The organism is Leptolyngbya sp. CCNP1308 (assembly GCF_034932455.1).
Lineage (GTDB): Bacteria > Cyanobacteriota > Cyanobacteriia > Phormidesmidales > Phormidesmidaceae > Nodosilinea.
This window is the reverse complement of the sequence record NZ_JAYGIH010000037.1, coordinates 36,612-62,902: the sequence shown is the minus strand read 5'-3', so window position 1 is coordinate 62,902 and position 26,291 is coordinate 36,612. Positions and strand designations below refer to the sequence as shown.

Genomic DNA, 26,291 nt, shown 5'->3' with positions numbered 1-26,291 from the left:
GGAACGCTGCGCGAATCGTCCCGGCCTCTGGCCCTACACCGCTGCGGTTTCAGGGGCAAAGCGGAAGCCCGCCTGGCGAATGCGATCCATGGCGACGGCGAGGCGATCGCAGTCGGCGATTAAACTGACGCGAATGTAGCCCTCGCCGCCGGGGCCAAAGGCGTTGCCGGGGGTGACTACCACGCCGGTTTCTTGCAGCACCGCCAGGGCAAAATCCGTGGACGATGGCATATCGGGCGGGCACTGCACCCACAGGTACATGGTGGCCTGGGGTTTCTCCACCGTCCAGCCCAGGGAGGCAAACTCGTCGATCAAAAAGTCGCGGCGCGACGAGTAGCGCTGCTGCACCTCGTCCAGGTAGCGATCGGGCAGCGATAGAGCCGTTTCTGCCGCCCGCTGCAGGGCCGCAAAAATGCCGTAGTCGAGGTTGGTCTTGAGGGTGCGCAGCCCCTGGATAATGTGGGAGTTGCCCACCACGAAGCCCACCCGCCAGCCCGCCATGTTGTAGGTCTTCGACAGGGTGTGAAACTCCACGCCGACCTCCTTGCCGCCCGGAATTTCCAGCAGGCTGGTGGGCTGGTAGCCGTCGAAGGCCAGCTCGGCGTAGCAGAGATCGTGCACTAGCAAAATCTGGTAGCGGTGGGCAAACTCCACCGCCGCCTCAAAAAACTCGCGGGGGGCGGTGGCGGCGGTGGGGTTATTGGGGTAGTTAAAGAACAGCGCCTTGGCCCGCTGGGCCACCTCTACTGGAATGGCGTCAAAGTCGATCAGCCAGTTGTTGGCGGCGGTGAGGTGCAGGTTGTAGATCTCGGCTCCGGCGATCGCAGGCCCGCGAAAGTGAGCCGGGTAGGCCGGGGTCGGCACCAACACCAGATCGCCGGGGTTAATAAACGCCATGGCCAGGTGGGTAATGCCCTCCTTAGAACCCAGCAGGGGCAGAGCCTCGGCGGTGGGGTCGAGGGCCACCCCGTAGCGGCGGCCATACCAGTCGGTAATGGCGGTACGGAAGCTGGCGGTGCCCTCAAAGGGCGGGTAGCCGTGGGTCGAGGAATCGCCAATCGCTGCGCGGGCGGCCTCTACCACCGGGGCGGGGGTGGGGCCGTCGGGGTTGCCCATGCCCAGGTCAATCAGATCGAGGCCCTGCTCGCGGGCACGGGCCTTGAGTTCATCTAGGCGGGCGAACACATAGGGGGGCAGGGCGCTGAGGCGGTGGGCGGTGGGCATCCAGTCGAGGGTCATGGCTGCACCTCCGGGGCAACACTAGAGGACGAACGGGCAGGGGCAGAGGCGCGGGGTTTTTCGCGCAGTTCGGGGCACAGGGGCGACACCATGGCCGCCATCACCGCCTCGGGAGCCACCGTAAAGGGCAGGTGGTGAATGTCGGAGCCTTCTCGGCAGGCAAACTCGGCCACCTGCTGAAGCTGGTTCAGGGTAATGTCTCCCAGGCCCAGGTCTACCAGGCTTTGCGGCAACCCTGCCGCTTTGTAGAACGGCAGCAGCTGCTGACGGGCGGCTCGGGCCAGGGCGGCGTTGCCCCCCATTTCCTCCAGGCGCAGCTGCACCAAAATGCCGTAGGCCACCTTCTCCCCGTGGAGAATGCCGTGGCAGTTGGGCAGCTGGGTGAGGCCGTTGTGCACGGCGTGGGCCGCCACCGTTCGGCACTGGGCACCGCCGATGCCGCCCACGACGCCGGCCAGCAGCACTGTGGCATCCACCACCTCCTGCCAGTCGGGGCCGCCCCACTGAGCCAGGGCCGCCGGAGTCTTTTGCAGCAAAATGTCGCGCAGCACCCGCGCCTGCTGCACCGCCGCCACCATTAGGGTCTGCTGGCTGGTACCGCTGCTGATCGCCGCCTCGTACCACTTGGCCAAGCCGTCGCCAATGCCCGCCACCAAAGTGCGCCGGGGGGCCGTGCGAATCAGAGCGTAGTCGAGAATGAGCAGGCTGGGGCAGGTATCCAGAGCGACGTCGTAACGAAAGGCTCCCTGGTCAGAGTAGACGTTCGACAGCGCTGTCCAAGCCGCGCAGGTAGCCCCGGATGTGGGCACCGTCACCACTGGCTGATTGATCTGGTGGGCCAGCAGCTTGGCGGCATCGATCGCCTTGCCGCCGCCCATGCCAATCACCACATCGGCCTGGTGTTCGGTCGCCTCTGCCCGCAGGTGGTCCAGGGCCGCTTCGCTACAGTCGCGGCCATAGGTGGTGGTCTGAGGCTTCAAGCCCGCCTCTGCCAGGGCGTGGACCAGAGGTGCGGCTAGCTGGAGGCTGTGGCTGCCGCCCACAATTAAAGGACGTTGGCCCAATCGGGCAATTTGCGCCGCGACCCTGCCGGGAATCGCAGCCCCCTGGGCCGTCAAAATACCGTCTCCCCGAACAACCTGGGCCGGGGAGATGGCAAGGATGGGTAGTTGAGCGGTGGTCATAGGCGGGGAGAGGGTGGATGAGTAGGTGGGTAGAGTAGTGGCCTAGCTCTGGATGGGGAGCTTAGACCAGGAGTCGCGGTTGATCTGAACCTGAAACGGTTCTTCTGAGCCCTTGGGGGTGGGCTGAATTTGGCCAAGATACAGCAGCCGAGAGATGCCATCGGCGTCGTGGACGACGGTGCGGGCTCGAATGGTCGCCACCTGCCCCGGCAGGCCCAGACGATAGGGCTTAAACAGGTTGCTGGCGGCCTGGTGCAGGGTGGCATCCAGGGTTTCGGGGGTAATGGTGGGGGGCACCGTAATCACAACCTGGCTGGCCCCGGAGTCGTAGACCGTCGTGTAGGGGATGGCACCGGGCACAGCGGTGCTGCTAAAGGGCTCAAAGCTCAGGCCCAGCAGGCCCACGGTGAGCACGGCGGCAAACCCCGTGGCCCCCACCAGGCGAAACCGCAGACCCCACTTTAGGCCAAAGGCCAGTACCGTCAGCGCGGCCAGGGCCAGGGTGCCCAGGCCAGCCCACTGGGTGGCGGTTAAAAAATCAGCGGGGCTGAGCATGGTGCGATCGCATCCTATAAACTAAGGCGGCCAGAGTATTTGCCAGATTCTTCAAGATATCGCAGAAGCCCAGGCCCAATCTGAAACAGCCTCCCCCTGTGGCGATGCCGCCCAGACCTGAGGCCATTCCAAAACACAGCTCTGGTATCTAGCCATACCCTTCAATACTTGATCCTATCAGCAGTTTTCCAGTCTTTGCGGGGCGGGGGAAGAACTGGGGGCGGCGGCGGTGACTGAGGGGCGGTGGCGCAGCCTCTCCGGAGGAGAATCGCGATCGCCCCAGCAAGGCTCAATCCAGATGCCCATATGTCTCTCTAAGCCCTCCGTTTGTCGCTGTAACCCCCTGTCAAAACTCAATAAATTAGGTTGTAAACCTACCCAAGACAGGGTAAAACTTGAAGCCGTAGCAATAAATAACGGCGGCAGCGATGACACAGGTAGCAGCGACGGGCATGGGCAAATGGCGACGGGGCATGGGCAGGGCAGTGCTAGTGCTACCGCTGCTGCTGCTGGGCTGCGGGTCATCTAAAGTCGCTCAGTGCAACCAGCTGGCCGAAGTGGTCAACCAGACCCAGGGCTTTATGCAGGAGTTTGAAGCCGAGATTCAAACCTTTAGCGAAAGCGCTGCCCAGGTCAAAAATCTCGACGACATCAAGCTAGCCGCCAGCCAGTACACCACCGCCGTCGATAAAGTGGTCACCAATCTCGACGGGCTGGTGGGCGACCTCCAGGCCACTACCCTGCGGGACGAAGACCTCAGCACGTTTAGGGACGAGTATGTAGTGGTTGTGCAGGGCTTTAGCACCGCCCTCACCGACGCCCGAGAGGCCATGGATCTCGTCGTGCAGGTCGAGTCAGAGGCCGAGCTGCCCGCCAAAATCGAAGAGTCTCAGCAGCAGACCATGACGGCGGTGTCTTCCATTGAAACCCTCTCCCAAACTGAATCTCAGCTCATTACCGAGGTCAATGGCTACTGCGGTGCCGCCCAGCCCGCCGACACCGGGTCGTAGCAGTAGCGACTCGTGAATTGCGGCGAGTATCCGCTCCAGAGTTGCCCATCCTCCCGCCTTAGGTTAGAAGCGGTCGGGTTAGAAGCGGTCGGGGCGCACATAGACCACATTGGGCTGGTCTATGCCCCAAGCCGTCTCAGTCTTGCGACCCTAGTTTTTTCAGTTGGGCGCTGCCCAAGGCCAATCAGCCTGGCCTCAACTCTAATTTCCTGGTCGAAGAAGATTAACTTCTGAAGGTTTTGCTCCCCAACGTGAAGCATTTTCTCTAACTAAACCTATACTTTGAATTCTGATTAAACCTCCTGATGTAGAAAGCCTCAGAAACTGTGAGCTTGGGCTATGTTAGGGACATAGTATCGGTCTATAGCAGGGGCTGCGGCTGTAGAGACTAACTGTGTCTCCCTGGCCAGGTCAGTGGTCGGCAAGGGCGATCGCTGCCCCAGAGCCTCAGCTAACTTCTAAAGTTCTAGGTGCGCTTGTTTTATGCAACTCAAATGCGATTGTTTTGCCCCAATGGCTATTACCGTCATCTTAGTGTTCTCGGTAAGTTACCAAGGCTAAAAATTCTGTAACTTACCTAGTCTGAGTAATTTTTATCCTGTGACCCACCAGTCTCAAGTTCCGCCCGACCTCAAAGATGATCTGCTGCGAGCCGTAGACAATAGCCCCGCAGACTGGATTTTGCTAAACCTAGCCCTCAGCACCATGAAAATGGGCGGCCACCGCTACGGAGCCTTTCTAGACGCCGCCACCACCGCCGCCAAGCTGGCGATCTACAGCACCTTTGTCGAACAGGGCAACAATATTCGCAAGACGGGCTTTTTGTATCACGTTGAGCCCAAGCGGGTCAAAGCCATTGTGCAGGAGATTCAGGTTGCCCTGGCGGCGGGGCAAAGCCTAAAGGTGCTCAACTCAAAGGAGCCCTACTATCTCATTGCCCTGCCGTTTCTCTGGCAAGAGCAATTTCCCTGTGACCCAGGCGCGGCGCGGGTGCGCCTGCAAGGGCTGACCCCCGGCGAGCGCAAAACCATCGAAGAAAGTCTCCCCTCCAGCGCTCCGCGAGCCCGAATTTTAGACCAGGTCGAGTTTACCGAGTTGATGGAACTGCTCCACCAGATGTCGCAGGAGGAGCTGCCGTCCAGTCAGCGCATGCCCTTTAGCGATGCCCTCCTGTCGCACATCAAGTTTCGGCTGCTGCACTCCGGCACTGTCATTCAGATTGACTCGCCCCTGGTCGATATTCCGCTCTATGCCCTGGCCAGCGGCTCCTACTCACCCAAGGGCGAGCAGGAGCGGGTCTTCGCCATGATCGACGACGTGGCCCGATTCTTTAGTCTGCTGCAGGCCTGGGTGCGAGAAGACGAGGGGGTGCTGCGGGGGGTAGAGGTGTTTGATGTCGCCCCCCAAGACCGCAAAGCAGCCCTAGAAGAACTCGACGAAATGCTGCGGGCCTGGGCCGACAAGTACCACCAGGATGGCGGCCTGCCCATGGTGCTTCAGTTCGCGGCAGGCCGCCGCGAGTACGACTAGCGGGAGAGGGGTTAGCAGTCAGCAGGCGACGCTGGGTGGAGGCCAGGGCAGAGGCGATGAAACTGGCCATCATTCCCATCGATTGCCCCGGCGACGTATCTCTGGAATGTAGCGATCGCATCCTCCAGCTGAGTTAAGCTGAGAATATCGTAAAGAAATGTAACGCTATGGGCCGTGCTTCGTCGTCTGGCAACCGGGTAGTCGTGGTTGGCGCTGGCATTGGTGGCCTGACGGCAGCGGCTCTGCTGGCTCGCCGAGGCTATGCCGTGCGGGTGTTTGACCAGGCCCGCGTGGCCGGGGGCTGTGCCTCCACCTTTAAGCGGCGAGGCTTTACCTTTGACGTGGGGGCAACCCAGGTGGCCGGGCTCGAACCGGGGGGTATTCACCACCAAATTTTTGGCGAGCTGGAGCTGCCGCTGCCGGCGGCGACCCCCTGTGACCCAGCCTGTGCCGTGTTTTTGCCCGGCGAAACGGAGCCTATTCGAGTGTGGCGCGACCCGGCAGCCTGGCAGGCCGAGCGCCAGCGGCAGTTTCCGGGCAGCGAGCCCTTTTGGCAGCTCATGCAAACCCTGTTTCAGCCCAGCTGGCGGTTTCAGTCCCGACAGCCGGTGCTGCCCCCCCGCAGCCCGTGGGATCTGTGGCAGCTCACCCAGGCCCTGCGCCCCGATACGTTGGCCACCGTGCCCTACACTTTTAGTACGGTGGGCCAGATACTCAGGCAGATGGGGCTGGCGGGCGACGCGCACAGCTATCCCTCTGGAAATTGCCGCCTCAAGACCTTCCTCGACCTCCAGCTAAAGCTTTACTCCCAGGTGAGCGCCGATGAAACGGCGGTGCTCTACGCCGCTACCGCCCTGAGCATGTCTCAAGCGCCCCAGGGGCTATGTCATCTGCAAGGCAGCATGCAGGTACTCAGCGACAGCCTAGAAAAAGCGCTGGTGCGCGACGGTGGCCTGCTTCAGCTCAACCACGGGGTGCGGCAAATTCACGCCGCCCAGGGCCGAGTCAGCGGCGTAACGGTTGAAGATCAAAGCACAGGCAAAACCTGGGTAGAACCCGCTGACCACGTGGTGGCCAACGTCACGGTGCAAAATCTAGTGCAGCTGCTGGGCGACAGTGCTCCCCGTGGCTACCGGCGGCGGGCTGAAGCCCTGCCGTCAGGCAGCGGCGCTTTTGTGCTGTATTTGGGAGTAGAGGCGGCGGCGATTCCAGCCGACTGCCCGCCCCACCTGCAATTCCTCTACAGCTACGACGGCCCCATCGCCGAAAATAACACGCTGTTTGTGTCGGTTAGCCGCCCCGGCGACGGGCGCGCCCCCGAGGGTCGGGCCACCATTGTGGCCTCGTCGTTTACCAACCTCGCGCCCTGGTGGCAGGCGGGCAACTACGAAGCGATGAAGCAGACCTACACCGATGGTGCTATCCAGCGGTTGTCGAGTTACTTTGACCTGCGGGCCGAGCATCTCATTCACATTGAGGCGGCGACCCCCCGCACCTTTGCCCGCTTTACCGCCCGTGACCAGGGCAGCGTCGGCGGGCTAGGTATGCGGGTGAATACCTTTGGCCCCTTTGGGTTTGCCAACCGCACGCCGGTAGCCGGGCTTTGGCTCGTGGGCGACTGCACCCATCCTGGGGAAGGTACCGCAGGGGTAAGCTATTCGGCCCAAACCGTAGTGAGACAGATTGAGGCCTTCTAATGTCGCCCTGGCAGCTAGAAGAGGGAAAATCCTCAAGAAAACTTTAAAGAATGCATCCTACTTGGCGGAGAAAATTGTCTCTGTCCTGGGTATTATTGACTAAACTCCGTCCATCCCCTGGGCAAGTCTAGGTAAAACTCGCTACTTAGCCTATTATCAAACCTGTTGTGGCTGAGTAAACCCTGTTCCTGGAAGCGCAGCTTAATCCTGTACGCCATCATCGGTTTGATGGGGTGCCTTTGTCATCTACCGCCCTCACAATCAGGTCAGCAGCATGAGTCCCTGGGATTCCTTAGATTCGTGGTCAAACTACTCTAGTCGGCCCCCCGCCAACCTGGAGGACTTGCTCTACCAGCATTGGCAGTACTGGCGCAAGCAGGAGGCTCCCCACGAGCTGATCGCGCGGTTTCGCAGTCTGTTTCTAGACGTTGCTAGCTACTCCGACAGTTCGGTGGCCAATGCCCTGCTGAAACTGTCTGAGCAAGACACCGCCGACCGCGAGTTTAAGTATGTGCTCAACCGCTGCTGCTACACCCTGATTAACCTCTGGTACACCCAACCCCGCGACCACTGGGCTATTCCAGAACTGGTGCGGCTGTTTGAGGATCTGCCCCCTGTCAATGGCGCAAACTCAAAGGCTCAAAAGGTCTACAGCCTAGTCAAGGAGTTTCCGCAGACCGAGCAGTACGCGTCGCTGGTGCGGCTTCAGCAGATTATGTCTCCCGCCCGCGAGGCCGATGTCTCGGCAGCGGCGATGGTTGAAGATCAGCCCCTAGCCCACCGCATTCGCCACTACCCCTTTCTCTACGACAACAGTCTGCTGACCAAAGACAGCGGCCAGGAGCAAAAGCAAAACATCACTCATCTGCGTCGCCGGGCGGAGACCGATCTGGGTATTCGACTGGCTCGATACCATGCCCAGCGCCAGATTCCGGGCCGGGCTGGCCAGGTGGTCAACCCCACGCTGCTCGATGCCGATGGTCTAGAGCAGGCCCTGAGCTTTTACACCGGCAAGGTTGATGGCCGCACCCACCGTGACCAGGCTCGCTGGTTTGCCACCTACAGCAAAACCGTGCGATCGTTCCGCGACTTTAAAGACGAGTTTGTTGATTACTTAATCGGCCCGATCGCAGCGGCAGAGCCCAAGTACAGCGGCAACCACTTCACCCGCAACCTGCGCCAGTACCTGCGTGAAACCCTGGCGGAGTTCGACAACCAGCCCCTGAACAGCTTTATCTTGGTTGAAACCTGTCGTCGCCTGCTCAACTTTTTGGTGGTTGATAGCCCACACCGGCCCGTATTTCGCAATTTTCGCCACCTAGTGAACGATGTGGGCTACGCCCTGACCATGGGCCTGCTGCTGCGGCTGGTGCTGTTTTGCTCGGCGGCTAAGCCCTGGCTAGAGCGCTGCTTTTCGGTGCTGTTTAACCTGCACGAGCGCCGCACCTGCAAAGAGGTGCCCTGGTTGGTCACCAGCCTAGAACATGCCAATGTGGCGCTGATCACCAACTTTGGCGACGTGGGCTACCAGTTTTAGCCCGATGCCAGAATTGCTCAGGGGGCTGGCGTTGCCGCTGCCCAGGGATAATCGGGTGGTTTGGCTCTGCTCAAGCCTTTTGACTTCAAAGGCAATGGGTGGGAACCTTGGCCTGGTGTGACGGTCAGTGGGGGCTTGGGCTGTGCTCTCGCTCGGGGACAGGGGAGCCAGCGTAAGGAGAATGGGTTTGGCAAAGGACTGGGTTTGGGTCAAGGGAGTGGCGATCGCAGCCATAGCGGTAGGCCTAGTCCTGCGTTTCTCTAACTTAGACCGCAAGGTCTATTGGCACGACGAAGTCTACACCAGCCTGCGGGTGGCGGGCTACCTGGGGCCAGCGGTGCAGGATGCCGTCTTAGACCGCCCCGATCTGACCGCTGCCGATCTGTTGCAGTACCAGCAGATGCCCCCCTCCCCCTCCCTGGCAGACTGCTGGGACGCCCTGGCTAACCATCCAGAGCACCCGCCGCTGTATTATCTGGCGGCCCACGGCTGGGGACGGATTTTTGGGGCATCGGTGGGGGGCTATCGGGCGATCGCGGCGATTTTTGGGGCGATCGCCCTGGCGGCTATGTTTTGGCTGGGGCGGCAGCTGTTTCCGCTGCACCCGCCCGTCGCCTGGCTGGCGACGGCTCTGATGGCGGTGTCGCCCGTGCAGATCATCTACAGCCAGGAGGCCCGCGAGTATAGCCTCTGGGCGGTGGGGCTGCTGCTAGCCCACGGAACCCTAGTGCGGGCGGTGCGGCTCCAGCAGCCGCTGGCCTGGCTGGCCTACGGTTTGGCCCTGGGTCTGAGCTGGTACGGGTCGCTGATGACCGGGCTGCTGGGGCTGAGCCACCTGGCTTTTATGGTGCTGACCCAGCGTCAGCGCCAGCCCTGGCTGGGGTTTGGGCTGGCCCACGGTCTGGGCATTGGGCTATTCACCCCCTGGATTTGGACGATCGTGCGGCGGTGGGAGCGGCTGAAAACAGTCACCGCCTGGACCGATGACCCTCAGCCCTTAGACTTTTTGGCGAAGCTGTGGGGGCTGCACTACAGCGCCACCATCGTTGACTTCAATCTGCCCCTCGACCATCCCTTTACAGTGGTTGGCCCGGCCCTGGTGCTGGGGCTGGTGGCCATTAGCCTGGTTCATATTGGGCGACACCATCCCCGCTCAACGGCGGTGTTTTTGGGCTGCGGGCTGCTGGTGCCGCCCCTGGTGCTGATGGGCGGCGACATGGTGCGCACCGGGCAGATTTCCACCAACACCCGCTACTTCTTTCCGTCGCTGCTGCTGGTGCCGCTGGCGATCGCCCCCCTGATCAACGCTGGTCTCGCCGCCGCAGCGCAGCGGTCTAGGGCGCTGGGGGCGGCGCTGCTGGCCCTGCTGCTGACGCTGGGCATGGCCTCTGGGGCTGCCAACAACCGCGCCTTCACCTGGTGGAATAAGTCTCTGAGCTATTCGAACCTGGCGATCGCCACCTACCTCAACCAAAAGAATGCTTCGGTGGTGATCTTTGGCGCGAGCGGCATTGCCCTCGGAGAAGCCATTTCCCTCAGCCACGACCTCAGCCCTGAGACCGCTCTGTGGCTGCTGCCCGAGAGAACCTTACCCCCGTTGGCCACCCTGCAAGCCGTCGCCCAAGACCAGCCCAGGCTGTTTTTATTTGAACCGTCGCCGACACTGCTCGACACTGTACCGCCGGGCTGGCAGACAACTCCAGCCACCGATACCACCGAGTTCGCGCCCACCGACCTGGTGCGGCTCATTCCGCCTCAGGGGGCTTGAGCCACTAGCTCACGGCTGGAGCCTGCATTCGCAGACTGCCGAGGGTGGCATCCATCGTCACTGGGCCGCCAATGGGCAAGGTCCACAGCGGCTCTACATGGCCAATCCATGCGCCCGCGTAGGCGGGAATGCCCAGGGGTTTGATGTGGTCTTGCAGAATTTCCTCCAGGGTAAGGGAGCCGTAGCCCTCGCCAGGGCCGCAGGCGGTGCACTGGCCAAACACAAACCCCGCCAAACCATCGAGCAGGCCCGCCAACTTGAGCTGGGTCAGCATGCGATCGAGGCTGTAGGGGGCTTCGCCCACATCTTCTAAAAATAGAACTGCCCCGGTGGTGTCGGGCATATAGGGCGACCCCACAATGCCAGAAATTACCGAAAGATTGCCCCCCAGCAGCGGCCCAGTTACCCGGCCTGGCGTAATGGTCTGAATGCGGCCCTGGTCACGCATTAGGCGATCTTGGTCGGCACCCAGCAGCGGGTTGGTGTAGGTGAGCATTTCACCGTTCATAACAATGCGGCGTAGCGGCTCCACCTGGTCGTCGCGCCAGGCGGTCAGACCATGGGGGCCGTGGAAGGTGACCAGCCCCGTCTGGGCATAGAGGCCCAGCAGCAGGGCCGAGATGTCGCTAAAGCCAATCACCACCTTGGGGTTGGCACGAATCAAGTCGTAGTCGAGGTAGGGCAGAATGCGGGCGCTGCCCCAGTCGCCCCGGATCGGTAGCAGCGCTTTTACCGCCGGGTCGGCGAACAGGGCATTCACATCGGCAGCACGCTCGGCGTCGGTGCCTGCCAGATAGCCGTAGCGCGCCAGGGCGTGGGGAGCCACGCGAGGAACGAAACCCAGGGCTTTGACGGCGTCGATGACCAGATCGAGGCGATCGCGCTCAAACGTCGCCCCCGCTGGGCTGACAATTCCCACCGTATCGCCCGCTCGCAGGCGCGGCGGCAGCAGGGTAGAACGCCCTTGAGCCTGCACCGCCCGCTGCCCCAGTGCTCCTGCCGCCGCTGCTACCCCCAGCCGGCCCAATAGCTGTCGCCGCCGCATACGCGCTACCCTAAATATTTTGCAACACCACTGCCGAGCATACACCGGAGCCCCCGTGACCGCACCAACCCCGTTCTCCCAGGATTCTGCCCTTAGCCCTGCCGCCTGGGAACAGCGCTACCAAGCGGGCACCCCCCGCTGGGATCTGGGTCAGCCCGCCCCCGCCTTTCACGCGCTGCTGGCCGCTGGGGATGCGCTGCCGCCGGGTCGCGCGATCGCCCTCGGTGCCGGACGCGGCCACGATGCCCTTTTCTTCGCCCAGCAGGGGTTTGAGGTCACCGCCGTAGACTTTGCCCCGTCGCCTATTCAGTCGCTCAGAGAGCAATCCCAGGCCCAGCAGCTTTCCCTAAACCTGCTGCAAAAAGACATCTTTGACCTGACCCCAGAGCTGGCGGGCCAGTTTGACTATGCGATCGAACACACCTGCTTTTGCGCGATCGATCCCGCCCTGCGCCCTGCCTACGTAGCTCTAGTGGCCGAGCTGCTGGTTCCCGATGGCGAACTGCTGGCCGTATTCTTCACCCACCAGCGCTCCGGCGGCCCCCCCTTTGGCACCACCCCGACAGAAGTGCGCCAGCTCTTTGAATCCCACTTTGAAATATTGACCCTGGAGCCAGTGACGAACTCCATACCCTCGCGGCAAGGGGAGGAGCACTTTGGTCGTTTGCGACGGCGGTAACGCGGAGCGGATGAATTCAAAATTTTGAATTTTGCACTTTGAATTTTGCACTCCCCCGTCCCCACCCCCCACTCCCTCCACCTCCTTATACTGAAGAAGACCGTTCACCCCGAACCTTTCCTATGGATTTAGAGCAGATTTCTGCCCAGCTCAAGAGCGAAGACTCGAAAGACCGCATGCTGGCCTTGGCTTCGCTGCGCGATGTCCCCGCAGCCCAGGCGGCACCGCTGATTCGGCAGGCGCTCCACGACAAAAACCTGCAAATCCGCTCGATGGCGGTGTTTGCCTTGGGCATTAAGCCCGATGAAGAGTCCTTCGATATTTTGATTAACCTGCTCACCTCTGACCCCGACTACGGCATTCGCGCTGACGCGGCTGGGGCGTTGGGATATTTAGAAGATCCCCGAGCGTTTGAGACTCTGGTGCGAGCGTTTTACGAAGATACTGACTGGCTGGTGCGCTTTAGTGCGGCGGTTTCCCTCGGCAACCTCAAAGACCCTCGCGCCCACGATGTGCTGATGCAGGCGCTACAAAGCGACGAGGTTGTGATGCAGCAGGCGGCGATCGCTGCCGTTGGCGAGATTGGCGACCTGGAAGCGGTCGATGAGATTCTCAAGTTTGCTCAGTCCGAAGACTGGCTGGTGCGCCAGCGCTTGGCTGAGGCTCTGGGCCATTTGCCCACGCCAAAAACTGAGCCAGCCCTGCGCTACCTCGAAAAAGACTCCCAGTTTCAGGTGGCCGAGTCGGCAAGAATTTCGCTCACCCGGCTGCACAACCGCAAGGGCAGTTAGCGCATATCAATACTGCTGGGTCATCTGAACATTCTCCTTCCTTGTCGACTCTTCGGGAATGTCCACTTTTTCGAGGTAAGGTCAAATCACTGAAATTAGGGAATGAGGCGATCGCATATACGATGCGTTCACGCTTCTTACTGAGCGATCGCGGAGCGGTCTTGAGGAGACATCGCCGCATGTTCAATAATTGCGGCGACGGCATCTGGATGGGAAACCATCACGACATGGGACGCGCCATTGACGACGACGGTCTCATTAGAATTAGCTCGCTCTGCCATAAACGATAGGGCGGCGGCTGGGATATTGAGATCGCGATCGCCATAAATAAACCAGGACGGGACAGACTTCCATGCGGGCACACCAGAGGCTTCATTCAATGCAGCTTCTGTAATTGGACGTTGGGTACTCGCCATTAACTGTGCGTCATTGACGGGCACATCGGCGGCAAACTGGGCGTGAAACCTGTCTTGTTGAATGTAGAGGTCTTTGCCGCCATCAGGTAGTTCGACTGGGGGCGCGAGGGTCGGCCCCAATGTGCTGCCTGGATAACGTCCTGAGAGTTCAACAGCGGTTTCGCCCGCATCAGGAGCAAAAGCCGCAACGTAAACCAACGCCTTCACGTTTTCGTTGTCCTTGACCGCATTGGTAATTACTGCGCCCCCGTAGGAGTGACCTACGAGCACAATGGAACCTTCAATATTCTGGAGAACGCTGGCGACATAATCAGCATCGCTTTTGACTCCACGCAGGGGATTGGCGACAGCAACCGTTGGGTACCCCTTGGGAATGAGTTGAGTCAATACACCGTTCCAACTGGAAGACTCGGCGAATGCACCGTGAACCAGGACGATGGTCGGTTTACTGGCTTGGGCGCTGGCAGGATTCATAATGACTCCTAAGGATGTGAGGATAGTGGTGCTTAAAAAGAGTGCGACGATGAGAAACAGCCGGATGCCGTTCTTGAGCGCGAATCTATTCATAGTGTGGTTTCCTTCGGTTGGGTGATTTCGTGAGATAGCGTTTGATTACGCAAGGTGAGAGGTCATAAAACGACAGATGTGATCCGCGATCGCATCTCCGCACTCTTCCAGGGCAAAGTGCCCGGCATTGAAAAAGGTGTCGAGAGTTAAACGCCAATTTAGGAATGCAGTTGCTACTTAAACGTCAACTGCTTGAGTTCCTCTTGATTCCAGTTGCCTAACCTGGCGGCAGCTTCGTAGGTGCTTTGCAAGAACTCTAACAACATCTGGTCGGGTGATTCTGCCTTGCGGACAGCATCATAGGGCAAAACAAATTCACCCAATTCTTTACTGTAAAATGCAGCATCGGGACGAACCTCAGCCTGCTTAAACCCATTGGGTTCTGGGTACGCATAGGAATAAAACGCTGGGTATGATAATCCGGCTCCGGGCCAAAATCCGGCACTACTGACTTCCTGGGAATAGGCTTCCTGCGCCACTGCATCCGGCAAATTCGGCACTCCTCCCGGATGCTCAGGAGCCGATCGCCCTGAAAAGCGAGTCACGGCTAAATCAAAACTTCCCCAGAAAAAATGAACCGGACTAACCTTGCCAGAAAAATGTGAACGAAATTCTCGAAAGACGCGATCAGACTGTAGTAGCACTCGCCAGCATCGATTGGCATAATCTGCATCATAAGCGGCATGGGTTTCATCCTGCTCAAATTGAATCGGATCGGGGACTTCGTTCGGTTTAGTATTAATGGTGATGTGAAGATCTAATTCTCGCAGAGTTTCCATCACAGTCTGATAAAAATCAGCAACCGAGCGAGGGTAGAGGGCGATCGCCCGTTTTGCCCCTTCGCTGGTTTGAATCAGTAGCTCATGATCAATGAAATCAAAGTCGATTTGAAAGATCCGGCTACCATAGGGAATCGTGGCAGTGGTCAGTCCCCGAACGGTTAAATAGAGGGGAGTATGCCAGGAATGATTAATCCACGGAGTTTGGGCTAATCGGATTTTGCCGATGATTTGAGTCCACATGTGCAGGGTGGCATAGGTATCCTGCCATGCGTCTAGGGGTAAACTCGGCCAAATATCCATTGGGGCAGACTGATTTGACATTGTGGTTCCTCGCAAGTAGAAAAGGGGCGCGTGCTCAATAGGTCTTCTGTTGTTCGTCGGCAAAACACCACAGCCATTGTTCTCCCAACTCGGCTGAGCTGATTACCGCGTGTCCGATTTCTTCGTAATGGCGGCGAGCGTGCTGATTTTTAGACGAGTCGCAGCACAGCATTTTGCCGCAGGTTTGACAAATTCTTAAATGTACCCAGCGATCGCCAACTCGAAGGCATTCCTCACAGCGGAATACCGGGTAATTGGCTTTTGAAATCATAGTCTCTAGCGTCAGGTCGTTCAGGTGTTGACAAGACATGGCAGATTCCTGTAAATGTGCAAGATATATTTGATCAAGTGGGATAAAGCCATGTGCGAAAGAGTTGAGTGAGGCGCGGCATAATCACGTAGGTCAGCAGGGCAACCGTTAGCCCTGTAACCAACAACGTTCTAAGCAATACCGGCAGCTCCGCCAGGAGCGGTACTAGCAAACGATTGAGAATCGATATCGTAAAAAACACTCCCAGCCATGTCACGATCACCATTTTGTAGCGTGGCGGTGGAGCCTTCATGGGTTTGTTGGGAAGCGTAAACCAGGTTTCTAGACCCGTTAGAGTTTGAATGGTTTCAGGCTTTTCAATCAAGGGTTGCAACCGCTCCAGCCAGTCCTGCCGCACGCTGGATTCCAGCCAGGCTTTGAGGTTATCGTAATGATCAAATCTGACGATTGCCACATATTCAGGATGAGCATGATCACCGGGGCGGATCACGTTGACCCCTAGGTGTCCCTTAAATTGATGAGCAGCCGTCGCAATTCCGTGCAACCATTCCTCATACCCTTGCTCACGCCCAGGTCGAATGAAGTGAGAAATGATGGCAGTTACCTGGTGAGTTTCTTCATCTGTCCCTACTACCATTGGATCTAGCATTACCCATGACCTCAAAAACTCTAGCTACAAGGAAGTGATGATGTTTGAGGAGCGATCGCTGGCGATCGCCCCTATTTTATGCACGAAATCATCCAGTGCTGCTGCAATGCCGCAAATGAACTGGATCACTGAGCAAAGACAACATCCACTCAGTTACACACCAGTCATGAGGGGTTCACGATTGGCAGAGCCAGCGTTTGATGTTGTTGCAAGGAGCTGAAGTTCCCATGCAAGGGCCACTGCACTAGCACCGCCATGCTCAAGAAGAATCTCTGATACACCCGCAGCTGTTTTGGTGCGTGCCCAGTCACGTTGCCATTCAGCCAGTACCGCCATCCAGTTGATTGGAACTGCACCCGCCTGAACCATACGACGAACCGCCATATCATGAGCTTCCGCAGTCACACCGCCCGAGGCATCGGTAACGATGAATACGTCATAACCTTCACCCAGCGCCTGGATTGCTGGCATTGCGAGACAGATCTCGGTCCAAAGCGCCGCAAGTATAAGTTGCTTGCGGCCACTTTTCTTCACGACATCTGCAACGTTTGGATCTTCCCAAGTATTGATGAAAGTACGGTTGATTGGTTTCTGATCAGGAAAAACATCCTGCAATCCCTTAATGATATAGCCCCCTCTTTCTTCAATGACACTGGTCAGGATTGTAGGCACATTAAACACCTTTGCCGATTTGGCAAGACCAATAACATTGTTAACAATCATCGTCGGTTCATGGCTGTTCAAGTTGGTAAACTGATAAGGCTGGTGATCAATCAGTACCAGGATGCTATCTTCTGGACGAAGCAGTCCTTCTAGACCGATTTTTGGATTTTTAGACATTAAACTCTCCTAGTTAAGCGATTGGTGAATGAGGAATTGCAGAATGAAATCAAAAGCTAAACATCTCTATGCTTTCAATGTCGCTGCTTGAGCGTGCGATAATCCAGTTGCACCTTAAATATTCATGCCTTCAAGCACGGAACTGTGCAATTGACTTACTCGATCATTTGCGTGACTGTTTGCACAAAATCAATATAGGTGGTCGCCTTCAAGCTGTCGCCTACAGCAAGTTAAAATTTTTTCAGTGCAAATTGATAGAGTAACCATGCCATCGCGGAGTAGAAGACTGACTCTAACTAAAGTTAGAATCCGAATTTGATCGAAAGTACATTCATCCAACCGATCGACTGAATAAGGCACTGCGCTGGAGCGTGTTTTTTCGCAAGGTCACCCACGGCTTTTGCTCCGATTGGGGTGCGGAGTTATCCAAGGACTGGTACGGTAGGCTCATGTAGGTTACTCTGAACTGTAACTCTGAGCCATGACCGTTTTCTGTCTCTCAGGGCTTTGAGTAACCGCAACTGGCAATTTCGTAGCTGCGATTTAACAGGTACTACTCATCGCCAAGGAGTTCTATGGTTGCCTTGCCTAAGTTGCCATTCATGGCAGAATCTATGAGAGTGTCTGCTCCCTAGCCTATCAAAGTACCCAAGTATTGAATAGACATAACGACTCACCTTCACAGGAGTATTGATCCGATGGGGATGAAAATGAGGATGGGTTCGTCGATCAATAATCTGATTGATCTGCCTAACAAGCTACCGCTGCGAGTCGTCCTCATTGTGCCTCTGATGCTGCTACTGACGGGGGCAGTTGGAGTTGTCGGTTATCTTTCATTCAGAAATGGCCAGCGGGCGGTCAATCAAGTTGCGAACGAACTCCAAAACGAGATTCTCCATCAGATTCAGGACAAGTTGGGCGATTACGTCCAGGTGGCTCACGACATCAATCGTTTGAATGCAATCGCACTGGCTAAGGGAGATATTAATCCAGACAGCGCCGCCGGAGAGACGGTGTTCTGGCAGCAAAATCAGATTTTCCCGACGGCGAGTTTCGTTTACTGTGGCAACGAAAAGGGAAATTTGGTGGGCGTGGGCAAGATGACCAATAAGGTTCACCTACAAACCTGGGTTGTGAATAACTCCACAAACCTTATCCCTTACTTTTACGGCCTGGACGATCAGGGCAATCGCAATCGCGAATTTGACAAAGGTGCCGAGCCGTTTGATGCTCGCGTTCGCCCCTGGTATAAAGCGGCAAAGGAAGCCCGTCAGCCCACCTGGAGTCCAATCTATTTAGGATTCACGACCCACTGGCCTGCGATCGCCACCAGCATTCCCGTCTACGATTCTAGTGGTAGGACGTTGATCGGAGCCTGCGGCATTGACTTTTTGCTGCCTCAGGAAATGAGCCAGTTCTTGAAAAGTTTAACTATTGGCAAAACTGGCAGCGCATTCATCATTGAGCGTTCAGGAACGTTGGTATCCACGTCTACGGCTGAGCCCATTGTTGAGATTACAAGCGACGGTAGCGAGCGATTGTTGGCCAATCAAAGCAGTAATTTAACAATTCGGGCAACGGCTGACTTTTTGGAACAGCGTTTTGATGGCTTTGATCAGATTCAAGCGGCGCAGCGACTGGCGTTTGATATTGACGGGGCACGACAGTTTGTGCAGGTTGTGCCCTTCCAGGATCGCTACGGGTTGGACTGGTTGATTGTGATTGTGCTTCCAGAAGCAGACTATTTGGGACAAATTCAGTCAAATATTCGAGATACTCTGCTGCTATGCGTTTTAGCGTTAGTGGCAGCGCTTATTTTGAGTGTGTTAACGGCTCGCTGGATTACCAGACCGCTGCTGAGTTTGAATCAATCAGCGCAGGCGATCGCCGACGGTGAATGGAATCAAACGGTCAACATTAAGCGATCCGATGAACTGGGAAAACTGGCAAACTCCTTTAACCAAATGGCCCATCAGCTGCAAACGGCCTTTTTGGAACTACAGACCCTGACCCAAAACCTGGCTGAAAATGAAACCCGCCTCCAAGCCTTTTTGGAATCGCTGCCCATTAGCATTTCCATTTTGGATGCAACAGGCCATCCCTACTATGCGAATCAGCGGAGACTTCAGATGATGGGGGAAGCCATTGATCCGACGGTTTCTTGCGATCATCTGGCCGAAGTATATCACCTGTACAGGGCGGGCACGAATCAACTCTATCCGAATGACCAACTGCCCATTATCCAAGCGTTGAGCGGTAAGCATACCCGAGTTGACGATATCGAAATCCACCAAAACGGTCGAACTATTCCCATTGAAGTCTGGGGAACCCCCATCTTTGATGCACAGGGAAAGGTGGCCTATGCGATCGCTACCTTTCAGGACATTACAGAGCGCAAACAAGCCGAGAAACTTCTAGCCGACTACAACTGCACTTTAGAGCAACAGGTCGCAGAACGAACTGCTGCCTTACAACGCAGTGAAGCCAAGTTCCGAGCTATCTTTGAAAACTCGCAGATCGGCATCTTCCAAGTCCGCATCCCGGATGGATTAATTCTTGATGCCAATCAACGCTTTGCCAATCTGTATGGCTTTGACTCACCAGAGGCGATGATTGGGCTTGAACGAACCAGAAGCTACTATGTAAATCCCAGCGAGCGCCAACAGTTCCTTGAGTTGCTGAAGCGAGATAAGGAAGTGCGAAGTTATGAAGTCCAAATGCGAAAACGAGATGGGACAGTGTTCTGGGGACAGTTCTCTTCGTATCTGAATGCAGCTAATGGATACATCGAAGGCGTGCTTGCGGATATTAGCGATCGCAAACAAGCAGAGGAGGCATTACAACGCAGTGAAGCCAAGTTCCGAACGATCTTTGAAAACTCGCAGGTTGGCATCTACCGCACTCGCCTCTGTGATGGATTAATTCTCGAAGCCAATCAACGCTTTGCCGATCTATTTGGCTTTGATGCACCAGAAGAGATGGTTGGGTTGGTGCACACCACAAGCTACTACGTCAATCCTAACGTTCGCCAACAAGCCATTGAGGTGATGAGGCGAGATGGGGAAGTGCGAAGCTTTGAAGTCCAAATACGAAAACGAGATGGGACATTGTTTTGGGGACTTTTCACTTCTTATCTGAACGCAGGCGATGACTACATCGAAGGGGTGCTTGCGGATATTAGCGATCGCAAACAAGCAGAGGAGGCATTACAACGCAGTGAAGCCAAGTTCCGCAATATCTTTGAAAACTCGCAGGTCGGCATCTTCCGAAACCGCATCTCGGATGGATTAATTCTCAATGCCAATCAACGCCTTGCCAATTTGTTGGGCTTTGATTCACCCGAGGAGATCATTGGGCTAGAACATAGCATCGACTATTTTGTAAATCCCAGCGATCGCGAACACGCCCGTGAGGTGATGAAGCGGGATGGGGAACTGCGAAGCTATGAAGTCCAGATGCGAAAACGAGATGGGACACTGTTCTGGGGACTTACCTCTTCTTATCTGAATGCAGCCGATGGATACGTCGAAGGGGTGGTTGCGGATGTTAGCGATCGCAAGCAAGCAGAAGCAGCCCTACAAGTTTCAGAGTCAAAGCTGCGGACTCTAATTGAGGCAATTCCCGATCCATTGTTTGTATTCTCTGCTGAAGGGCGATTCCTTGAAATAATGGTACTGGAACCAGATCTGCTATGGCACCCCTTTGAGGAGATGATTGGTAAAACTATGCATCAACTCGGAAGGGAAGAAGCTGATGAGTTTCTAGGTTATATTCAGCAGGTACTGAGAACCCAACAAATCCTCACGGTCGAGTATGGTGCGTTTCTAAATGGACGAGAAATGTGGTTTTCGGCTCGCATTGCCCCAATCAGCCACGATCAGGTAATTTGGCTAGTGCGAGATATTACGGCGCAGAAGCAAGCAGAAGCAGCCTCAATTTTAGAGGAGCGCAACCGCATGGCACGCGAAATTCACGACACACTCGCTCAGGCGTTTACAGGCATTCTGGCTCAGGTGGGAGCGGCAAACCAGGTGCTAACGGATGATTTAGAAGCAACTCAGACACACCTGGATCTGATCAAAGAATTGGCAAGAACTGGACTGACTGAAGCGCGGCGATCGGTTGTCGCACTCCGTCCTCAGCTTTTGGAGGAGGGCAGTTTACAGAGCGCTCTACATCGTCTCGTCGCTCAGACTAGAGCTGCCGCAATGGATACCACTTTGCACTATGAGATCGAGGGTACAGTGTATTCTCTACCCACTGAAGTGGAGAATAACCTACTGCGGATGGGACAGGAAGCACTAACCAATGCGATTAGACACGCTAATGCTGACGAAATTCGAGTGGGGCTAGTCTACGATCGCGACCAGGTTTGCTTGCGCGTGAGAGACAATGGACAGGGCTTTGGAGTTGGCAGTATTCCAGCCTCTGAGGGTTTTGGCTTACTCGGCATGAGCGAACGGGCAGAGCGCATCGGCGCACAACTCACGATTAGGAGTCAACCTGGACAGGGAACAGAAATTATTGTCACCGTCAACCCTTGAGTGAGCATCACAATGAGCCAAGCCACGACCATTCGGGTTCTAATTGCGGACGATCACGCCATTTTTCGGCAAGGATTAGCCACGATTATTAACCACGACCCAGATATGCAGGTGATTGCTCAAGCTGAAAATGGGGAACAGGCGATCGCGCTATTTGAGGAACACCAACCGGATATCACGCTCATGGATCTCCGCATGCCGGGCGTAGAAGGAGTTGCCGCCATCGGTGCAATTTGTGCTGGTGCTAAATCGGCTCGGATTATTGTGCTGACCACGTATGATAGTGACGAAGATATTTACCGGGGATTGCAGGCAGGCGCAAAAGGATACCTGTTGAAAGAAACTGAACCGGACGAACTTCTAAACGCCATTCGTACCGTTCATCGGGGTCAGAAGTATATTCCGCCCGATGTGGGAGCAAAGTTAGTACAACGGCTCAGCAATCCAGAACTGAGTGAACGGGAACTAGCAGTACTCCGCTCACTGGCACAGGGGATGAGTAATGCCGATATTGCGGCAGCGTTGAGTATCGGTGAAGGCACTGTTAAATCCCATGTCAATCGGATTTTGAATAAGCTAGATGTTAGCGATCGCACTCAAGCTGTGATTGTTGCCGTTAAGCGCGGCATTGTCAGCTTGTAGGATGAACTTTCGATCAAATTCAGACTCTAACTTAAGTTAGAGTCAGCCTTCTACTCTGCGATGGCATGGTTACTCTATCAATTTGCACTGTAAAAATTTTAACTTGCTGTAGGCGACAGCTCGAAGGCGATCCCCTATATTGAATTTATGCAAACAATCACGCAAATGGATCGAGCAAGTAAATTGCACGGTTCTATGCTTGATACAAATGTAAAAAGATGAGCGACGATCGTAGTCATAGATCCTTGCTTGTACCACCTTCAACTCAAGATTGGATTCAAGGTATTCTGAGTGCCAAGGTGGTGCTGGTGATGTACGGAAACTATCAATGCCCTATAAGTGCGAACGTTTACAAGCTGATTAAAGCGATCAAACGAGAGCTTAGTGCTGCTTTTGGAGAAGATTATTTATGCTTCATCTTCCGTCATTTTCCACAAACACAGATTTATCCCCATGCTCAGCGGGCAGCCCAAGCAGCCGAAGCCGCCGCCGCCCAAGGACAGTTTTGGTTGATGAGCGATACGTTGTTTGACCATCAACAAAGGTTGGAGAACGGTTATCTTATCGAGTACGCCAATGATTTAGGGCTTGACATCCCTCAATTTCTCAAAGAGTTGTCGAAACAAGTGCATGTCGATCGCATCAATGAAGATATCGAAGGCGGAATACAGAGCGGAGTAACGACTGCCCCGGCCCTGTTTATCAATGGAAGTCGGTATATCGGGCACTGGAACACGACGGAGCTGATGGCAGCCATGATTGCTGCAAGTCAGTAAGTTCCCCAATTCCTAATCCCAACTCACATCTGACTTGTTGGTTAGTGCTAGTCAGCGATCGAATGCGCGATCGCTAGTTTTTGCCTGTTTTGTTGAACAACTTGCCAATTCTTGAACCATGCTAACAACTACAACGCCAACCATTGAAGCCAATTACAAAGGCTTAACGCACACCCGATTGCAGCAAGTACTTGACTATATTCAGACTCATCTTGATCGAGAATTATCACTGGCTGAACTGGCAGAAGTGATCAACGTTAGTTCGACTTATTTTGCGAGTTTGTTTAAACAAAAAATGGGGATTTCGCCCCATCAGTACGTGATTAAACAGCGCGTAGAACGAGCAAAAGTAATGTTGAAGAAGACGGATTTTGCGATCGCAGACATCGCTCTACAAGTCGGCTTCTCCAGCCAAAGCCATCTGACACAACAATTCAAGCGCATTACGGGAATGACCCCAAAACAGATTCGCTGACTCTATCACGCACGAGTCAAGGAGACAAAGATGAAGATCAACACAATCAAACCGGAAGTGCAAGATGCGACTTACGTGGAGGCCGCCCGTTGGGGTAAGCATCGGGGGTGGCGGTATGTTCTGGGACTGGTGATCATTCTCTTTGCGTGGCTGGTGGTCGGGACTGGTGCCAGCGTACTCGTCGCATTCGCGCTCAGCGGCCAGCCGGATTACTCCGTGCTTGGTCCTTTCGGGAAGTTCCTGTATTTCATGGCAGGTTTTCCGGTCTTCCTGGCGGGAGCCCTCATCGCCGTTACCCTTATCCACCGCCGCTACCCCCGGACGCGGGTTACCGCGCGGGAGCGGATCGACTGGCGTCGCGTTGGTCAGGGGTTTGTGGCGTGGTCCGTTCCAACGTGTCTGATAGGCGTGCTGGGACAGTACCTCTTCTACCCCGACACCTTTTCCTTCAACTTCGACTTGGCGACGTTCGCGCTCTTCGTGCCAACAGGAGAAGCAAAATGATACTGCAAGACAAAGTGGCGTTAGTCACTGGCGGAACTTCAGAAATTGGTCGTGCAACGGCGATCGCTGATGCCCAGAAACAAGCAAAGGTAGTGGTGGTGGGTCGTCGGAGGGATGAAGGTAAAGTGGGTGATAAAAACAAGATAGTCGAGTATTTGGACATGCTTCAGACTATCTCGGAAGCGTTGGCTAACGATAACACGATGTTCTAAACAGTTGGGTGCTGGTAGGGTGAAGGCCGGTTTGTACAACGGCACTGTTTATTCTAAATCAAGGAGATTTGGCACAGGTGAAATCCATGAAAGCAGCCGTATTAACTGCGTTTGGTGATGCTGAGAAGTTTGAGATTCAAACGGTTCCCACACCAATACTGAAGGCGAATCAGGTGTTAGTCAGAGTTTGTGCAACCTCAATTAACCCGGTCGATTACCAAACTCGTCGTGGTGATTACAAGGAACTGGTTCAATTACCCGCCATCCTTGGAGTCGATGTTTCAGGAGTGATTGAGGAAATCGGCGAAGCTGTGACTGATTTCAAGGTGGGAGACAATGTGTACTACTCGCCGCAAATTTTTGGAGAATTCGGTAGCTATGCTCAGTATCATGTGGCTGATGCAGCGATTGTTGCATTGAAGCCTGCAAATCTATCGCACATTGAAGCAGCTTCTTTTCCGCTTGCAGGCGGAACGGCTTGGGATTGTCTAGTGACTAGGGGCAATCTACAAGTTGGCGAAACAGTTCTCATCCATGCGGGTGCGGGTGGAGTGGGTTCGATCGCAGTTCAACTCGCCAAAGCGATCGGGGCATACGTCTTTACGACGTGTAGCTCTAGAAACCGAGATTTCGTGACAGACCTGGGCGCAGATCGGGTGATTGATTATAAAAATGAAGATTACGTAGAAGTTATTCGTCAAGAAACAAATGGATTGGGTGTGGATTTAGTTCTAGATACGATCGGCGGAGAAACAATTCAGCGTAGTCTAGAAATTATTCGTCCCTTTGGTAGGCTTGCGAGCATTGTAGACGTTGCAATACCGCAATCGCTTCTTGAAGCATGGGGTAAGAATCTGACGATTCATTTTGTTTTTTCACCCCAGTACCGAGCAAAATTAGAAGCTTTGACAAAACTCATCGAGCGTCATCAGCTTCGTCCAGTGATTGATTCAGTATTTTCTTGGGATCAGGTCGTTCTGGCGCATCAGCGTTTAGAGCAGGGAGGAACACGGGGCAAGATCGTGCTGAAATTTGCAGAAGATTAAACCAGCCTTACGAGGTTGGTAATTGCTAAACGGATCGCAGTTTGATTGTGCGCTGAAGGTCAATATTGATTGGAACAGGAGAAACAGGATGATACTGCAGGATAAAGTGGCGTTAGTCACTGGCGGAACTTCGGGAATTGGCCGTGCAACCGCGATCGCTTATGCCCAACAACACGCAAAGGTGTTGGTGGTGGGTCGTCGAATGAATGAAGGTGAAGAAACAGTTCGATTGATCAAAGAAGCTGGCGGAGAGGCGATTTTTGTGCAAGCAGATGTCACGAAAGAAGCCGATGTTCAAGCAATGGTTGATAAAGCGGTTGGCGTGTTTGGTCGGTTGGATATTGCCTTTAATAATGCCGGAATGGGCGGCGAAAACCCTTCATTGATTGAGCAAACAGAAGCGGAATATGACCGCACGATGAACGTCAATGTCAAAGGTGTTTGGTTGTCGATGAAATATGAAATTGCTCAGATGTTGAAACAGGGGAGTGGTTCGATCGTCAATATGGCATCTGCGGTTGGAGTCGTTGCACTTCTTAACATACTCCTTTACACCGCGAGTAAACATGCGGTAGTAGGCTTAACCAAAGCGGCTGCACTCCAATATGCCAAAGCGGGTATTCGCATTAATGTCGTGGCACCAGGGGCAATCCAAACAGATCTGTTTGAGGCAGTTACAGATGAAGCCAAAGCTTACTTGACAGGGCTTCACCCGATCGGACGAGTTGGCACACCGCTTGAAGTTGCAAATGCAGTTCTGTTTTTATCCTCTGACCTGGCATCGTTCACAACAGGTGAAACATTGATGGTTGATGGTGGGTATGTAGCGCAGTAGTCAATCGGCAGTGCGAAATATTGTAGTGATCGAATGCGCGATGGAAATTTCTCCCCGTCAGTACGTGATTCAACAGCGCGTAGAACAGGCAAAGTTGATGCTATCGAAAACAAATTTGGCGATAACCCTTCGAAATAGCTTCGCTTACCGCAGACATTGCCCTACAACTAGGCTTCTCCAGTCAAAGCTATTTGACGCAGCACATCAAGCGATTCACGGGAAAGACCCCCAAGCAGATTCGTTAGCACCATAAGAATCTGAAAATTTGCCCTAAGAATCTGAAAGAAATCGAGTCTTGAAACTCATTACATTGAAGTTAAGTTAGGCAAGAATCTGAAGCAGAAACAGAATTAAGATTGTATCTTCGTTCGCAACG

General features: G+C 55.1%; 26 protein-coding genes. 16 read left to right on the top strand and 10 right to left on the bottom strand.

Features of this window, described 5'->3' with window-relative positions; translation table 11 throughout:
- Positions 1-33: 33 nt before the first annotated feature.
- The 4 genes from VB780_RS11410 to VB780_RS11395 all read right to left on the bottom strand — a co-directional run bounded on the left by VB780_RS11410 (position 34) and on the right by VB780_RS11395 (position 3,284).
- The gene (locus VB780_RS11410; protein WP_323351276.1) at positions 34-1,239 is read right to left on the bottom strand and encodes an aspartate aminotransferase; all 1,206 of its coding nucleotides are present in this window, start codon (positions 1,237-1,239) and stop codon (positions 34-36) included.
- Entirely contained in the window at positions 1,236-2,423 is a 1,188-nt protein-coding gene (locus tag VB780_RS11405; protein WP_323351275.1) for an iron-containing alcohol dehydrogenase family protein, read from the bottom strand. Before VB780_RS11405 ends, VB780_RS11410 begins: the two co-directional genes overlap by 4 nt.
- Positions 2,424-2,465: 42 nt before the next feature.
- A complete protein-coding gene (locus tag VB780_RS11400) occupies positions 2,466-2,978 on the bottom strand; it encodes a Ycf51 family protein (RefSeq protein ID WP_323351274.1) in 513 nt (170 codons plus the stop codon).
- A gap of 177 nt (positions 2,979-3,155) precedes the next feature.
- A complete protein-coding gene (locus VB780_RS11395) occupies positions 3,156-3,284 on the bottom strand; it encodes a hypothetical protein (RefSeq protein ID WP_323351273.1) in 129 nt (42 codons plus the stop codon).
- Positions 3,285-3,406: 122 nt separating this feature from the next.
- Here VB780_RS11395 and VB780_RS11390 point away from each other — a divergent pair, with 122 nt between their 5' ends.
- The 5 genes from VB780_RS11390 (at position 3,407) to VB780_RS11370 (ending at position 10,520) form a co-directional block, all read left to right on the top strand.
- On the top strand, positions 3,407-3,988 hold the full coding sequence (locus VB780_RS11390; protein WP_323351272.1) for a hypothetical protein: 582 nt from the start codon (positions 3,407-3,409) through the stop codon (positions 3,986-3,988).
- A 600-nt stretch (positions 3,989-4,588) separates the two neighbouring features.
- Entirely contained in the window at positions 4,589-5,518 is a 930-nt protein-coding gene (gene hetR / locus VB780_RS11385; RefSeq protein WP_323351271.1) for a heterocyst differentiation control protein, read from the top strand.
- A 167-nt stretch (positions 5,519-5,685) separates the two neighbouring features.
- Positions 5,686-7,215, top strand: coding sequence for a C-3',4' desaturase CrtD (gene crtD / locus VB780_RS11380; RefSeq protein WP_323351270.1), 1,530 nt, complete (start codon positions 5,686-5,688; stop codon positions 7,213-7,215).
- A gap of 274 nt (positions 7,216-7,489) precedes the next feature.
- Complete coding sequence (locus VB780_RS11375; protein WP_323351269.1) at positions 7,490-8,752, top strand: hypothetical protein; 1,263 nt, start codon at positions 7,490-7,492, stop codon at positions 8,750-8,752.
- A 187-nt stretch (positions 8,753-8,939) separates the two neighbouring features.
- Positions 8,940-10,520 (top strand): glycosyltransferase family 39 protein, encoded by a 1,581-nt coding sequence (locus VB780_RS11370; RefSeq protein ID WP_323351268.1) that lies wholly within the window; start codon positions 8,940-8,942, stop codon positions 10,518-10,520.
- Between the two features lie 4 nt (positions 10,521-10,524).
- Here the strand turns inward: VB780_RS11370 and VB780_RS11365 are convergent, their stop codons facing one another.
- Complete coding sequence (locus VB780_RS11365; protein ID WP_323351267.1) at positions 10,525-11,565, bottom strand: LD-carboxypeptidase; 1,041 nt, start codon at positions 11,563-11,565, stop codon at positions 10,525-10,527.
- A 55-nt stretch (positions 11,566-11,620) separates the two neighbouring features.
- On the opposite strand from VB780_RS11365, the gene VB780_RS11360 reads away from it, so the two are divergent.
- Positions 11,621-12,244 carry a methyltransferase domain-containing protein gene (locus tag VB780_RS11360; protein WP_323351266.1) on the top strand — a complete coding sequence of 208 codons (624 nt, stop codon included), beginning with the start codon at positions 11,621-11,623 and terminating at the stop codon, positions 12,242-12,244.
- A gap of 122 nt (positions 12,245-12,366) precedes the next feature.
- Entirely contained in the window at positions 12,367-13,035 is a 669-nt protein-coding gene (locus tag VB780_RS11355; RefSeq protein WP_323351265.1) for a HEAT repeat domain-containing protein, read from the top strand.
- Positions 13,036-13,172: 137 nt separating this feature from the next.
- Here VB780_RS11355 and VB780_RS11350 read toward each other — a convergent pair whose 3' ends face one another.
- From VB780_RS11350 to VB780_RS11330, 5 genes are all read right to left on the bottom strand, one after another.
- Positions 13,173-14,018, bottom strand: coding sequence for an alpha/beta hydrolase (locus VB780_RS11350; protein WP_323351264.1), 846 nt, complete (start codon positions 14,016-14,018; stop codon positions 13,173-13,175).
- A gap of 173 nt (positions 14,019-14,191) precedes the next feature.
- A complete protein-coding gene (locus VB780_RS11345; protein WP_323351263.1) occupies positions 14,192-15,121 on the bottom strand; it encodes a DUF5996 family protein in 930 nt (309 codons plus the stop codon).
- 34 nt (positions 15,122-15,155) lie between these two features.
- Positions 15,156-15,431, bottom strand: a complete 276-nt coding sequence (locus VB780_RS11340; protein WP_323351262.1) for a UBP-type zinc finger domain-containing protein — start codon at positions 15,429-15,431, stop codon at positions 15,156-15,158.
- Between the two features lie 34 nt (positions 15,432-15,465).
- On the bottom strand, positions 15,466-16,041 hold the full coding sequence (locus tag VB780_RS11335) for an antibiotic biosynthesis monooxygenase (RefSeq protein WP_323351261.1): 576 nt from the start codon (positions 16,039-16,041) through the stop codon (positions 15,466-15,468).
- Positions 16,042-16,194: 153 nt separating this feature from the next.
- Entirely contained in the window at positions 16,195-16,881 is a 687-nt protein-coding gene (locus tag VB780_RS11330) for a hydrolase (protein WP_323351260.1), read from the bottom strand.
- A gap of 698 nt (positions 16,882-17,579) precedes the next feature.
- On the opposite strand from VB780_RS11330, the gene VB780_RS11325 reads away from it, so the two are divergent.
- The 9 genes from VB780_RS11325 to VB780_RS31400 all read left to right on the top strand — a co-directional run bounded on the left by VB780_RS11325 (position 17,580) and on the right by VB780_RS31400 (position 26,160).
- Complete coding sequence (locus tag VB780_RS11325) at positions 17,580-21,425, top strand: PAS domain S-box protein (RefSeq protein ID WP_323351259.1); 3,846 nt, start codon at positions 17,580-17,582, stop codon at positions 21,423-21,425.
- A 12-nt stretch (positions 21,426-21,437) separates the two neighbouring features.
- Positions 21,438-22,067, top strand: a complete 630-nt coding sequence (locus tag VB780_RS11320; protein WP_323351258.1) for a response regulator transcription factor — start codon at positions 21,438-21,440, stop codon at positions 22,065-22,067.
- Between the two features lie 218 nt (positions 22,068-22,285).
- On the top strand, positions 22,286-22,843 hold the full coding sequence (locus VB780_RS11315) for a DsbA family protein (RefSeq protein ID WP_323351257.1): 558 nt from the start codon (positions 22,286-22,288) through the stop codon (positions 22,841-22,843).
- Between the two features lie 118 nt (positions 22,844-22,961).
- Complete coding sequence (locus VB780_RS11310) at positions 22,962-23,318, top strand: AraC family transcriptional regulator (RefSeq protein WP_323351256.1); 357 nt, start codon at positions 22,962-22,964, stop codon at positions 23,316-23,318.
- A gap of 30 nt (positions 23,319-23,348) precedes the next feature.
- The gene (locus VB780_RS11305; RefSeq protein WP_323351255.1) at positions 23,349-23,822 is read left to right on the top strand and encodes a hypothetical protein; all 474 of its coding nucleotides are present in this window, start codon (positions 23,349-23,351) and stop codon (positions 23,820-23,822) included.
- On the top strand, positions 23,819-24,034 hold the full coding sequence (locus VB780_RS11300) for an SDR family NAD(P)-dependent oxidoreductase (protein ID WP_323351254.1): 216 nt from the start codon (positions 23,819-23,821) through the stop codon (positions 24,032-24,034). Before VB780_RS11305 ends, VB780_RS11300 begins: the two co-directional genes overlap by 4 nt.
- 86 nt (positions 24,035-24,120) lie before the next feature.
- Complete coding sequence (locus tag VB780_RS11295) at positions 24,121-25,080, top strand: zinc-dependent alcohol dehydrogenase family protein (RefSeq protein ID WP_323351253.1); 960 nt, start codon at positions 24,121-24,123, stop codon at positions 25,078-25,080.
- 88 nt (positions 25,081-25,168) lie between these two features.
- The gene (locus VB780_RS11290) at positions 25,169-25,915 is read left to right on the top strand and encodes an SDR family oxidoreductase (protein ID WP_323351252.1); all 747 of its coding nucleotides are present in this window, start codon (positions 25,169-25,171) and stop codon (positions 25,913-25,915) included.
- 134 nt (positions 25,916-26,049) lie between these two features.
- Complete coding sequence (locus VB780_RS31400; RefSeq protein WP_416349223.1) at positions 26,050-26,160, top strand: AraC family transcriptional regulator; 111 nt, start codon at positions 26,050-26,052, stop codon at positions 26,158-26,160.
- Positions 26,161-26,291 lie beyond the last annotated feature (131 nt).